We start from the raw sequence: 12,890 nt of genomic DNA on the forward strand, positions 1-12,890 counted from the left end.
TCCGTGGCCGACCCGGGGTGGGCCGCCCGCACGCCGGAGACCAACGACATGTTGATCAAGTCCGGCGCGGGTCTTCCGACCATGCTGACCAACGCGGCGGCATGGACGGCACTAGGTGTGGCCCACCACGCGTCGGGAATCGCCTCAGCCGTCAACACCGCGTTGACCTCGATCGGATGGGTCGGCGCCGGATCGGAGGGGTCGGTTCTCAACGCAACCCTGCTGAACATCGCTCTGCACGGGCTGGCGGGTTGGGTCGACGTCAAGGCCCCCATAGTTGCCGCGGCCGTCGAGGCATATCAGCTGGCCTACGGAAGCATGCGCACCACTCAGGAGTGCGAAGAGAACCGGATCGAGACCGCGGTCGACTACGACATCAACCCAGCGGTGTTCGGAACATTGACGCCGCGGATCGCTTCGCTCGAGTTCGAGTACTTCGGCATGTTCTGGCCCAACAACGCTGCGGTGGGCGCCTCTTACGGAGCGACGCTGACGGCGCTCACCTCCAGCCTGACGGTCCCCGCCCCGGTGGCCGGGATGGGCGCGTCACCTGCGGCACCGGCGGCCGCGGCCAGTGCCGTCGGCGAAGCGACATCCCAAGTTGCGGCCGGCGGCGCCATGCGCGCCGCCCACACGGGTACTTCGGCAGCAAGCAACGCCGCCGGGCAGGGCGCCTCCACCGCCCAGGGCATGGGGGGCCAGATGAGTTCGATGCTGGGCCCGGTCCAACAGATCGGCTCGACGCTCATGCAGGCGCCACAGTCACTGATGCAGATGCCGCAGTCGATGATGAGCCCGATGCAGTCGATGATGGGCATGTTCATGAACCCGAGCATGCTGGGCGGCGCTCTCAACCCGGCCGGGGCTGGCGGAATGCCGGCATCGGCGATGCTGGCCAATGCGACCTCCACGCCCGGGGCAGGTTTCGGGGGCGGCGGAGCGGGCGCGCCAATGTCGGCGTTCACCCGGCCCGTGAGCGCCTTCGAGTCCGGTGGCGGCCGTCCGGTTGGAATGCGGGCCAGTGGCGCGCTGGGCTCCGTCGAATCGCAGCGAGTGACCACCACCAGCGCCGGAGGCGGCATGGGCGGTATGCCCATGGGGCACGCGGCAGGGGCCGGTGGAAAGGGTCAGGGCGGTCGTTCCTCCGACCGGACCAATACGGTGCAGGTTGTCGATGACCGCGTGTGAACTGGGTGTTCGTCACCCACAGGGTGAATCGACACATTCCAGAGAAGCTCATACACTACCGCCAGGCACATCCCGCCGAACCCGGGGGGTTGCTCTACAACCGAGGAGGAATCGATGGCAGCCATTGTCGTCACGCCCGAACTGATGCGGAACACCGCGTCGAAGTTGTCGCAGCACATCGAACACGCCCAGGCGATCGCCAACCAGTACCTGGCCGACCACGAGAACATCCTGGGCGCCGGGACGTGGGACGGCGGCGGCTCCAAGGCCTCGTATGCCACCGCCGCCCAGATCCACGAAGACATGCAGAAAGTCCTCATCGGCGGCACCCGCCTGACCGAGGGCCTCAACCAGGCCGCTGCCCTGATGGAATCGCACGAGTCCCACTCCGAGCACGCCTTCCACTCGCTCTTCGGCGGACAGTCCGCCTAGCCCCTCCCCGTACTTGAAAGGACACTGATCCCCATGGCTGACGGCATCACTTATAACCCCGGCCCCGTCTCCGACCACGCCCACAGCGTGGTCAGCAGCGCCGGCACTCTGGACCAGATTCACGCAGACTCTCATCAGCTCACCCAGATGCTGACCGAGTACTTCGGCGGCCACGGCGCCACCGGGTTCTTCGAGGCACAGGCCCAGATGCTCTCCGGCCTGCAGGGCCTGATCGAAACCATCGGACAGCACGGGTCCACCATCGGCTCCGTACTGGAAGGGGCCATGCAGACCGACCAGACGATCAACAGTCTTTTCTGATCGTCGTCGAGGTGGGGTGTCTGCGCGACACGCGCAGGTGCCCCATTTCGTGTTTCGGACCGGATACCGGATTCATGAGGCGGCAGTGACGTGTTGACGACGACGCTTGACGGGCTGTGGGTGCTGCAGGCCGTGTCCGGGATCGAAACGCTCTGCCCGGAACTCGGCTTGCGGCCGCTGCTGCCCCGGCTCGACACCGCCGAACGGGCCCTGCGGCATCCGATCGCCGAAGAACTGACCGAGATCGGCGCACTCGACGGTCAGGGCGAAGTAGACCCGATGATCCGCGAGTGGCTGACGGTGATTATGCGCCGTGACATCGCGCTGATGCTGCACCTGAACTTCCCCGGGCGACCGTACGGCGATCCCCAGTACATGACGCGGGTCTCGATCAGCCGGTTCGCCTCCTGGTGGGTGGTCCTGGAGCGACATGACCAGGAGGTGCGGCTGTACCCGGCCGGCAGCGCCACCGACGAGGCGGCGGCAGGTGATCTGCTTGTCGGCCAGATCGAGCGGTTGTGCGGGGTCACCGAAGCCGCAACTCTGCGTCCGGTCACCCTGGAAACCAAAGAGCTGCTCGAGCGCGTGCGTGACCAGGAAAGCCTCCGCAGGTATCTGACGGATCAGCGACTCGATATCGACCAGCAGCAGACTCTGATGATGGCGGCCGACCCGAAGGTCTCCGGGCAGGCCAATATCGTCGCGATCCAGCCCGGTGCCGGTCCCGAGGAATTGGCCCGAATGGCCATCGGCGACACCGCGGTACTGATCTCCGACACCCCGGCGGGCCGGGTCTGCGTCGAGAACATCGACAACGGGGGGCGGCGCTACCAGATCATCTCTCCCGGGGCACGCGCCGATGTCGCAAAAGCGATCCTGGGGCTCATCCGCCGACTGCCGGCCGGTGCCGACTGGCATTCACACCGACGGGTTGTGTAACAGTGAATTTGCAGGAACACCATTATCACGCATTACTGCCAGTCGTTAGAAACGACGTAAACGAGGTATCTGCGACCGTGTTAACATCACGCACGTGACAAGCCCATGGAATAGCCCCAATATGCCTGACGAAGGCGCATCCGGGCGGCGGGATCCGGCAACCGGCCACCGCTACCGGGATTCCGTATCAGACTCCATGCGCATTTCCGACCTGGCGACACCGCGCAAGATTCCGCCCGGTTCGGGCTGGCGCAAACTAGTGTATTCAGCGTCGGCAAAGGTGATCAATCCGGGCGAATCGCCACGCGAGCGCCATTACCGCGACCTGCGGAATAGAATTCGTCGGCACATCCGTCGGCAGTACGTGATCACACTGGTGTCCGGAAAAGGCGGCAACGGCGTGACGACCATGACCGCCGCTATCGGCAGTGTCTTCCGTGAATGCCGGCCTGAAAATGTGATCGCGATTGATGCCGTTCCGGGCTTCGGGACACTGTCGGACCGCATCGATGAGCACCCGCCCGGTGACTACTCGGCCGTTCTCAGCGACACCGATGTACAGGGATATTCCGATATTCGCGAACACCTGGGGCAAAATGCCGTGGGCTTGGATGTTCTGGCCGGCAACCGGACTTCGGATCAGCTTCGTCCGCTCGTCCCGGCCATGTTCAGCGGGGTGTTGTCGCGGCTACGCCGAACCCACAACGTGATCATCGTCGACACCGCGGCCGACTTGGAGCACCCGGTGATGAAGCCGGTGCTGGAGAACACCGACACGCTGGTGTTCGTCTCCGGTATCACCGCGGACCGGTCCCGGCCGGTACTGCGGGCGGTGGACTACCTGGCCGCACAGGGCTACCACGAGCTGGTGTCGCGGGCGACGGTGATCCTCAACCACTCCGCGCACACCGAGGACAGCGCCGCCGTGGCCTATCTGACCGAGCGGTTCAGCAAAACCGGCGCCACCGTCGAGGTCATGCCGTACGACGCCCACCTGGCTAAGGGCGGCATCATCGATGTACTCCATGAGGTCAAGAAGAAGACGCGGCTGCGGCTATTTGAAATTACCGCCGGTTTGGCCGATAAATTCGTGCCGGACACCGAAAGGTAGTAGCGGTGACTTCCCCGACACCGGCTAAAGTCGCGTTTCCGGCACGCTGCGCAGTAAGCGTCGCCTATGACAAACACCTCGTGTCACAGGTCTTCCCGGCTGGAATACCGGTCGAGGAATTCTTCGAGGGAATGGTCGAGCTGCTCGACGAGGATTTGAAGCACCACGGCTTCGACGGTGTCGCGCTCCCACCCGGAAGTTACGAACTTCATAAAGTCAACGGGGTGCGACTGGATATCACCCGCAGCCTCGATGACCTGGGCGTGCAGGATGGCGACACCCTGGTTCTGGTACCGGTGGTCGGCGGCGACTCGTTCGAACCGCAATACGAGTCGCTGTCGAGTGCCCTGGCCGCGACGGCCCGCCGACTCGGTGCACAGCCCGAGATTCAGTGCCCGGAGTGCGGACACAAAGCCGATGAGCAGACCGTCACCCGGCTACTCAACGTGAAGGTTGACCGGATGTTCGCACCGGTCACGGCGGTGGCAGCCGCACACACGGCAATCGGGCTGATGGCGATGGCGGTAGTCGTACTGTCCGCGCTGGCGGTGCGTGCCCGCATGTTCAGCGACAGTTGGCCGCCCGCGGTCGTCCTGGCCGGTCTCGGCGGGTTGCTGACGGTCGGCGCCGCGGTGGTCCGGCGGAACTGGCCCGCGCGCGACGACCTGCTCAGCGGCTTCGGCTGGCTGGCGGTGATCGCACTTTCCTGCGCGGCGCTGTGCGCGGCCCCCGGGCCGTTGGGGGCGCCCCACCTGTTGATCGGCGTGACGGTCCTGGCGATGGGCGCGATCGCGCTCAGCGTCCTGCTGCGCTCGCAGACCGCGGTGGCTACCGCCGTCGTCACCGCTACCGGAATCGGGGGGGCGGTCGCGGCAGCGCGGATGTGGCACCCGGTGTCCGCCCAGGTGGTCGGCATCTGCATGCTGCTCGGCGTCCTGATCCTGGTGCGCATGTCGCCCACGATCGCGCTGTGGGTGGCGCGGGTGCGGCCACCGTACTTCGGGTCGATCACCGGGCGGGATCTGTTCGCCCGCCGCGCCAACATGCCGATCGACACCGTCTCCCCCGTCACGCCGGAGGACGGCGAAGACGACGAAGACGACCTGGTCGACATCTCGGCTCGGGGTGCGGCGATCGCGGCGTCGGCACGGCTGATCAACGCGGTACAGGTCGGCATGTGTTTGGCGATCGCGGTGGCATTGCCGATCGCGGTGTGGATGGTGCTGGCCCCAGGCGCGGCGCATCAGCGCGGCGCGGTGGCACTGTGCGGACTCGTGGCGGGACTGTTCATCACCCAGGGTCGCGGGTTCGCCGGCCGGGTGCAGGCTATCGCGCTGGTAGGCGGCGCATGCGCCGCTGTACTCGTCGGGATCACCAAGTACGCACTGGCGGCGCCCGGTTACACCGCCGGCGGTTTCCTGCTGCCGGCCGCGGCAGTAGCGGTCTTCGCCGGGCTGGGCCTGGCCGCCGGTCTGCTGGTTCCCGAGACGAAGTTCGTCCCGTGGATTCGGCTGGCCGTCGAATGGCTGGAAGTGTTGGCATTCATCGTGGTGGGGGTGCTTGGCGCCTGGCTGGGAGGACTGTTCGTGTGGGTGCGCAACTGAGTCGCCTGCGCACCCGGGCCGTCGCGCTGACCGCCGTGGTGCTGCTGGCGGGCCTCGCGGACATCCCCCCGATGGCCCGGGCGATCGAACCACCCGCGGTGGATCCCGCGCTGGCACCGGCCGACGGGCACCCCGGTCCTGACCAGCCGATGCGCCGTTCGAACTCCTGCAGCGTCCCGATCACGGTCAGCAACCCCGACGTGGCGCAGCTGGCGCCCGGATTCGACATGCTGGGCATCGCCGCAGCGTGGCAGTACTCCACCGGCAACGGCGTGCCGGTGGCGGTCATCGACACCGGGGTCACACCGAACCCGCGGCTGCCGGCGGTCGCCGGGGGCGACTACATCATGGGCGGAGCCGAAGGCCTCGGCGGACTGCAGGACTGCGATGCCCACGGCACGATCGCGGCGTCGATCATCGCCGCGGCCCCGCTGGGCGTGCTGCCGATGCCACGCCCGATGCCGGAGGTCCCCGCCTACCCGCCGCCGGCCGGCCCGCCGCCGAGCATCGGCGAACCGCCACCGCCCGCCGACATTCCCGGGCCGCCGGCGCCTCCGCCAGTACCGGTTCCGGTGACCATCACCCAGGTCGCGCCACCGCCACCGCCACCACCCCCACCGCTACCGCCGGAAGAGGGCGGCATGGCGCCGGCATCGGGGCCGCCGGACCCGCAGACCGAGGACGAGCCGGCTGTGCCACCGCCCCCACCGGGCGCACCGGACGGCGTCGTCGGAGTTGCCCCGCACGCGACGATCATCTCGATCCGCCAGTCCTCCCGGGCGTTTGAGCCGGTCAACCCGCAGCGGTTCGGCTACGACGACGAGCGGGTGAAAGCCGGCACGCTGGCCACGCTGGCCAAGGCCGTCGTCCACGCGGCCGACATGGGCGCCAAGGTGATCAACATCTCGGTGACCTCGTGCGTTCAGGTGGCCGCCGCGCTCGACCAGCGGGCACTGGGGGCGGCGCTGTGGTACGCCTCGACGGTCAAGGATGCGGTGATCGTCACGGCCGCCGGCAACGTCGGCGAAGCCGGCTGCGCCAACAATCCGATGTTCGACCCGCTGAACCCGAGCGATCCCCGAGACTGGAGCCAGGTCAAGGTGATCTCCAGCCCGTCGTGGTTCTCCGACTACGTCCTGTCCGTCGGTGGGGTGGACTCCACCGGGGCGCCGATCGACAAGAGCATGTCTGGGCCCTGGGTGGGGGTGGCCGCGCCCGCCACCCACGTCATGGGCTTGTCCCCGCAGGGTGGTGGACCGGTCAACGCCTACCCGCCCGTCCGGGTCGGCGAGAAGAACATGCCGTTCTGGGGAACCAGCTTCTCCGCGGCCTACGTCAGCGGTGTCGCCGCCCTGGTGCGGGCGAAATATCCCCAGCTCACCGCGCACCAGGTCATCAACCGGATCGTTCAGACCGCGCACAACCCGCCCGCCGGGGTGGACAACCGGGTCGGTTACGGATTGGTCGATCCGGTCGCGGCGCTGACGTTCAACGTGCCGCCGGGTGAGCCGCTGGCCCCCGGGTCGCAGGCCCGCGTCATCACCCCGGCCGCGCCGCCACCGCCGCCGGATCATCGCGCCCGGACCGTTGCCCTCGGATTCCTCGGCGCGATCGCCGCTGCGGTGCTCGTTGCCGCCGTCACCGCGCGGATCCGGAGGTCGGCCAAGTGAGTCAGGACCGGGTCCGCCTGACCGGGTTCCCCGCCTCGAACAACCGGCGACTGCTGTGCGCGACGGCGATCGCGCTGGCCGGTCTGGGCGGCTGGGCGTTGGGCGGGCTGATCGGCCTCGCGGTGGCCCTTGCGCTCGCGGTGCTACTGGTGCTGGTGCCGTGGTGGGGCCAGCCGGCGTGGTCATGGGCGTTGCTGCGGTTTCGGCGACGGTCTACAGCCGGCTGGACAGAGCCGATCACGGTGGCCAACAACCGCGCCGGGGGCGGCGTCCGCATCCAGGACGGTGTGGCGGTGGTGGCGGTGCACCTGCTGGGCCGGGCGCACACCCCCACCGTCGCCACCGGATCGGTGAACGTGGAGACCGACAACGTCATCGATGTGGCCGCCCTGCTGCCGATGCTGCAACACGCGCTCGGACTGGTGCTGGAGTCGATGAGTGTGATCAGCATCGGAGCGCGCCGCGCCACCACCGGCGACTATCCGCGGGTCTACGACACCGAGATCGGCACGCCGCCCTACGCCGGACAACGTGAGACCTGGCTGTTGCTGCGGTTGCGTGTCATCGACAACACCGCTGCGTTGCGTTGGCGCACCACCCTGGGCGCGACCGCGGTCGCCGTCGCACAACGGATCGCGGGCCTGCTGCGTTGCGAGGGGTTGCGTGCCCGGGTCGCCACCGCCAGTGACCTGGTCGAACTGGACCGCCGGCTCGGTGGCGCACAGATGCTGGCCGACGCCGAACGCTGGAGGACGCTGCGCACCGACGGCGGCTGGGTGACCACCTACGCCTACCCGGCCCGCGAGATCAACGCGCAGCTGCTGGCGCAGGTGTGGACGCTGCCCGTCGATCAGGTGATCCAGAACATCACGGTGTTTCCGGACGGGACGTGTACGGCCACCGTCACACTGCAGACACCGCAACCGGCGCCCACGCCCCCGGCGGTGGTACTACGGCGGCTCAACGGGGAACAATCCGCCGCCGTGGAAGCCAACATGTGCGCTCCCCGCCCGCGGCTGCGCGGTCTGCGGCCCGGGCCGCTGCCGAGCAGCCTGCCCGTCGAGATCGGCCCGTCGGGTGTCCTGATCGGCAAGCTGGCCAACGGCGATCGGCTGATGGTTCCGCTGACCGACTCCGGCGAGCTGAGCCGGGTGTTCATCGCCGCCGAGGACCTGATCGCGAAACGGCTCATCATCCGTGCCGCCGGGGCCGGGGAACGGGTTTGTGTGCACACCCGGGACAAGGCGCGCTGGGCCAGCGTTCGGATGCCGGAAGTGTCGATAGTGGGCGAGTCCAGGCCGACGCCGCGCTCCACGGTCAGTGTGGTCGACGGGCCGATCGCCCCCTCACCCCGCCCGGCCACCGTCATCACGGTGGCACCGCCCGGCACGCCCCCGCCGCCACCGGACGCAGTCGAGGTGAGTATCGCCCAGATCGACCGGACCGCGGTGCGGGTTACCGCCGGCGGCAAATCGTGGCTGGCTACGGTGGAGTTGTTCCGGGCCGAAAACCGGTACTGCAGCCCGGAGGCGCTGGCGCCGATGTCGTCGCGATGACATCGACGCCGGATCGACAATCAGCCGGACCACCCGTACATGCGACAGAGGACGACAGACATTGAGTGACTTGCTGGCGGCCCGTCGGCACTTCGACCGGGCCATGGTGAGCCTGGACGGACGGTACGGCTCCCCCGAGCCGTCCCCCGAAGCGAAAGCCGAGTTCGAGGCGGCCACCGCAGCCGATCCTTCAATGGCAGACGCCTGGCTGGGCCGTATCGCCTGCGGCGACACCGGGCTCGACACACTCAAGCGGCTCTACGCCAACAGCGACTGGCTGCACAAGGAGACCACCCGGCTGGGCCGGCACCTGGCCGCCCAGATTCCGCTGGGGCCGTACCTGTCGATCACGGTGACCGACGCCTCGCACGTGGGGCTGGCATTGGCGTCGGCGCTGACGGTAGCCGGTGAATACGAGCGTGCCGACGCCCTGCTGGCAGATAAGGGACTACTGGACAGCTGGATCAACCACCAGTGGCACCAACTGGCACGCGCCTACCTGATGTTCGTCACCCAGCGGTGGCCGGATCTGCTGACCGTCGCCGCCGAGGAGTTGCCCGATCGGGCGATCATCATGCCCGCGGTCACCGCGTCGGTCTGCGCGCTGGCCGCCTACGCGGCCGCGCATCTCGGCCAGGGCCGGGTGGCGTTGGACTGGCTGGACCGCGTCGACATCGCCGGGCAGGCCCGCAACTCGGAACGGTTTCAGGCCGGCGTGCTGACCGCATCGATCAACCCCAGCGAGATCCCGCTGCTGGCCGCGGATCTGGCCTATGTGCGCGGCATGGTGCACCGACAGCTCGGCGAGGAGGACAAAGCTCAGGTCTGGTTGTCCAAGGCTGCCATCAACGGTGTGCTGACCGAGCCGGCCAAAGCCGCGCTGGCCGAGCCGAATCTGCGTTTGGTGGTCACCGAGGAACAGCTCATCGACAGCCGCACCGACCGCTGGGACGCCGAATCGGCGAAGAGCCGGGCCGAACTCGACGAAGACAACGCGCTGGGCCGCCGCGCGGAGTTGCTGGAACAGGGCCGCGCCGAGTTGGAGAAGCAGGTCGGGCTGGCCGAGGTGAAACGCGCGGTCAAGGCCTTGGAGGATCAGCTCGAGATTCGGGCCATGCGTCTGGAACACGGCCTGCCGGTGGAGGGTCAGACCAACCACATGCTGCTGGTCGGTCCGCCGGGCACCGGCAAGACCACCACCGCCGAGGCGTTGGGCAAGATCTACGCCGGAATGGGCATCGTCCGCAATCCGGAGATCACCGAGGTGCGACGTTCCGATTTCTGTGGTGAGCACATCGGTTCGTCGGGGCCGAAGACTAACGAGTTGATCGAAAAAGCCTTGGGCGGAATCCTTTTCATGGACGAGTTCTACTCATTGGTGGAACGCCACCAGGACGGGACTCCCGACATGATCGGTATGGAGGCGGTCAACCAGCTGCTGATCGCGCTGGAGAAGCACCGCTTCGACTTCTGCTTCCTCGCCGCCGGTTACGAGGATCAGGTCGACGAGTTCCTCACCGTCAACCCCGGCCTGGCAAGCCGGTTCAACCGCAAGATCCGGTTCGAGTCCTACTCGCCCGAAGAGATCGTCGAGATCGGTCAGCGGTACGGCTCCAGCCGCGCTACCGAGTTGAATTCGGAAGCGCAACAGCGGTTCCTGGAGATGGTGACTACAATTCGCGGCTATGTCAGCGCCCGCGGCGAGCATGGCATCAACGTCATGCACAACGGCCGGTTCGCCCGAAACGTGATCGAGGAAGCCGAACTGGCCCGCGACACCCGGGTGGCTGCCCAGAAGCGGGCCGGGCACGAGGTGACGATCGACGATCTCAAGACCATCACCGCCGTCGACATCGAGGCCGCGGTTCGTGCCGTCTGCGACACCAAACGTGAGATGGCCACCATCAGCTGGTAGGCCTAGAAGCCGGTCGTCAGACCGGGCTACTGCCGTACCGAGCCTCGAAATCGGACTCGGCCTCTTCACGCAGCGCGGCGAAGACGACGTTGAGCCGATCCGCCAGCTCGCTATAGGTGTAGTCGCTCACCACGCAGGGATGCAACGTCAACTCGAGCAATCGGCCGTCCGAATTTGCGACGGCGCGGACATCTCCGAGATCGACGCTGTAGGTGGTGTTCTCGGCCTCGGCGACCAACGCTTCCCACTTCTCGGCAGTCTCTCGCAGATCCCGCAGTACGGATTCAACGAGGTCCTTGTCGCTGAGCTCCGCGCGGCTGTCCGGCCCCGACATTGGCTAAGTATGTCGAGCCGGTGTGAGTAGCGTCAATTCATCATCTGCGTTACGTCTGCGAATCCCACTGGCTGACCGGCGGCGCACTGAGCGCCCGGAACCAGCTGTAGTGGTAATTGGCCGACACCGTGTCGCCGGTCGCGATGCCCTCGGTGGCGGCCAGCAGCATGCAGTTCAGCACCAACGCACTATCGGTGTCGGGGTACTGCGCCAGCAGCTGGTAGCGCAGGGTGTCCAGATGCACCCGGAGAAGGTCGACTTCGGCGTCGACCACACCGGTTCCGGCGGATCCCGCCTTCGCCAGGGTGTTGGCCATCCGCGGCAGCCCGTCGCGCCAGTGGGTGGCCTCACTGAGCTGCCAGCCGAGATCGTCGACGGCCGCCAGCTCACGGGGCTGCACCGAGGCGTCCGTCGCGCCGAAGTCACTGGCCCAACCCAGGCGATCGCCGGGACTGTAGGAGGCCGCCTCGGTCGGGGTGCCCAACATCGCTGTGGCCGTCCCGGTCCGGCGGTCCGGCTCGAGCAGCTGCACTCCGGCGGGTAGCTCGATCCCCGACGGGATCCACCCGTTGGCGATATCGGTGACCAGCAGCGTCACGCCGTCGGCGAAGGTACCGATCGCCCAGCGCACGCCGGGTTGCTGACGGGCGACGAAGGCCAGCAGGCGCTGTAGTCGCTGATCGCTGGTTTCGGTGACCGCAGGCGCAGCGGGGGTCGTTGGAGCGGGTTGCGGTATCGGTGGCTCGGGTGGCGGTTCGGGGGCCACTTCGGGGACAGCAGGAATGACGGCGGTCAGGTCCTCCTGCGCCTCGGCCGGCGCGACCGGCGCGACGGCCGGCTCGACCACCGGTTCGACCGGCGCGACCACCGGTTCGACCGGCGCGACCACCGGCTCAGCCGGCGAGAGCACCGGTTCGACCGGCGAGACGACCGGCTCGACCGGCGAGACGACCGGCTCGACCGGCGAGACGACCGGCTCGGCCAGGAATGCGGTGGTCGGCGATTCCTCCTCGACACTGTCGATGACCAGCGGAGCCGGCCGGAACGGCGCGGCAGGCCGATCCGGCTCGACCACGTCGAACACTTCGGCGACCTCGGGCGCCGGTAGTGGGGGCACGGGCGGCGGTTGCAGCACTTCCGGAGCCGGTGGCGGTGGCGGGGGCGCTGGGGGCGCCGGTGTCGGGGGCACTTCGACCGGCGGGGGCTCCGGACTCGGGGTCGGCGCCCTGAGATCAGCGGACATCTCGATGACAACAGGTTCGGGCATCCGGTGGCGGGCCCGTTTGTTGCCGATCTCCCGGGGCGGCTCGGCCGGGCGGGGCGGCTCGGCCGAGCGGGGCGGCTCGGCCGGGCGGGGCGGCTCGGCGCTCGTCGGAATCTGCTCGGGCGCCTCGACGGGCACCGGTGCCGCATTCAGGCTGACGTACTCCGTGCGGAACTCCAGAGCTTGCTTGTGGAGGTGCCGCACAGTCGACTCCACCCGAAGGACTGCGAACGCCCTGGCGACGTTGATGACCCTGGCCTCGGCGGTCTGCCGAGCCTGCCCGGCAAGACCGGATCGACCGATCGCGTGCAGCTTCTCGTTCGCCGAATTCGCGATGCGCTGCAGATCCGCGTTCAGGTAGTCGGCAAGCGGGGCCGTATACGGGGTGATCGATGCCAGTTCGGCCGGCCACAGCCCGCCGAGCACCCAGGCACTACAGTCGACCGGAGTGCTGAAGGCCGGGATCGCCAGCGACTCCCGCGCCGCACTCCGGAGGCGCTGGCGCGCCGACCGTCGACCGAAGATTGCCACCGCGCAAGCCTACCGTTGCCGCCCT

General features: G+C 68.0%; 11 protein-coding genes. 9 read left to right on the forward strand and 2 right to left on the reverse strand.

The window, feature by feature from the left end; translation table 11 throughout:
• The first annotated feature begins 3 nt into the window (after positions 1–3).
• The 9 genes from ACZYY4_RS11885 to eccA all read left to right on the forward strand — a co-directional run bounded on the left by ACZYY4_RS11885 (position 4) and on the right by eccA (position 10,736).
• The gene (locus ACZYY4_RS11885; protein ID WP_463810172.1) at positions 4–1,188 is read left to right on the forward strand and encodes a PPE domain-containing protein; all 1,185 of its coding nucleotides are present in this window, start codon (positions 4–6) and stop codon (positions 1,186–1,188) included.
• 114 nt (positions 1,189–1,302) lie between these two features.
• The gene (locus ACZYY4_RS11890; protein WP_463810173.1) at positions 1,303–1,620 is read left to right on the forward strand and encodes a WXG100 family type VII secretion target; all 318 of its coding nucleotides are present in this window, start codon (positions 1,303–1,305) and stop codon (positions 1,618–1,620) included.
• A 33-nt stretch (positions 1,621–1,653) separates the two neighbouring features.
• Positions 1,654–1,941 carry a WXG100 family type VII secretion target gene (locus ACZYY4_RS11895; RefSeq protein WP_463810174.1) on the forward strand — a complete coding sequence of 96 codons (288 nt, stop codon included), beginning with the start codon at positions 1,654–1,656 and terminating at the stop codon, positions 1,939–1,941.
• Positions 1,942–2,031: 90 nt separating this feature from the next.
• Complete coding sequence (locus ACZYY4_RS11900; protein WP_463810175.1) at positions 2,032–2,880, forward strand: ESX secretion-associated protein EspG; 849 nt, start codon at positions 2,032–2,034, stop codon at positions 2,878–2,880.
• 94 nt (positions 2,881–2,974) lie between these two features.
• Positions 2,975–3,991 (forward strand): MinD/ParA family ATP-binding protein, encoded by a 1,017-nt coding sequence (locus tag ACZYY4_RS11905; RefSeq protein WP_463810176.1) that lies wholly within the window; start codon positions 2,975–2,977, stop codon positions 3,989–3,991.
• 5 nt (positions 3,992–3,996) lie between these two features.
• The gene (eccD, locus tag ACZYY4_RS11910) at positions 3,997–5,595 is read left to right on the forward strand and encodes a type VII secretion integral membrane protein EccD (RefSeq protein WP_463810177.1); all 1,599 of its coding nucleotides are present in this window, start codon (positions 3,997–3,999) and stop codon (positions 5,593–5,595) included.
• The gene (gene mycP, locus ACZYY4_RS11915; protein WP_463810178.1) at positions 5,580–7,265 is read left to right on the forward strand and encodes a type VII secretion-associated serine protease mycosin; all 1,686 of its coding nucleotides are present in this window, start codon (positions 5,580–5,582) and stop codon (positions 7,263–7,265) included. Before eccD ends, mycP begins: the two co-directional genes overlap by 16 nt.
• Positions 7,262–8,821, forward strand: coding sequence for a type VII secretion protein EccE (gene eccE, locus ACZYY4_RS11920; RefSeq protein ID WP_463810179.1), 1,560 nt, complete (start codon positions 7,262–7,264; stop codon positions 8,819–8,821). Before mycP ends, eccE begins: the two co-directional genes overlap by 4 nt.
• Before the next feature lie 103 nt (positions 8,822–8,924).
• Positions 8,925–10,736, forward strand: coding sequence for a type VII secretion AAA-ATPase EccA (gene eccA, locus ACZYY4_RS11925; protein WP_463810224.1), 1,812 nt, complete (start codon positions 8,925–8,927; stop codon positions 10,734–10,736).
• A gap of 16 nt (positions 10,737–10,752) precedes the next feature.
• Here the strand turns inward: eccA and ACZYY4_RS11930 are convergent, their stop codons facing one another.
• Positions 10,753–11,070 (reverse strand): DUF2710 family protein, encoded by a 318-nt coding sequence (locus tag ACZYY4_RS11930; protein WP_463810180.1) that lies wholly within the window; start codon positions 11,068–11,070, stop codon positions 10,753–10,755.
• Positions 11,071–11,119: 49 nt separating this feature from the next.
• The gene (locus ACZYY4_RS11935) at positions 11,120–12,865 is read right to left on the reverse strand and encodes a DUF5631 domain-containing protein (RefSeq protein ID WP_463810181.1); all 1,746 of its coding nucleotides are present in this window, start codon (positions 12,863–12,865) and stop codon (positions 11,120–11,122) included.
• Positions 12,866–12,890: the final 25 nt, after the last annotated feature.

It is taken from the genome of Mycobacterium sp. IDUB_21 (genome assembly GCF_055419425.1).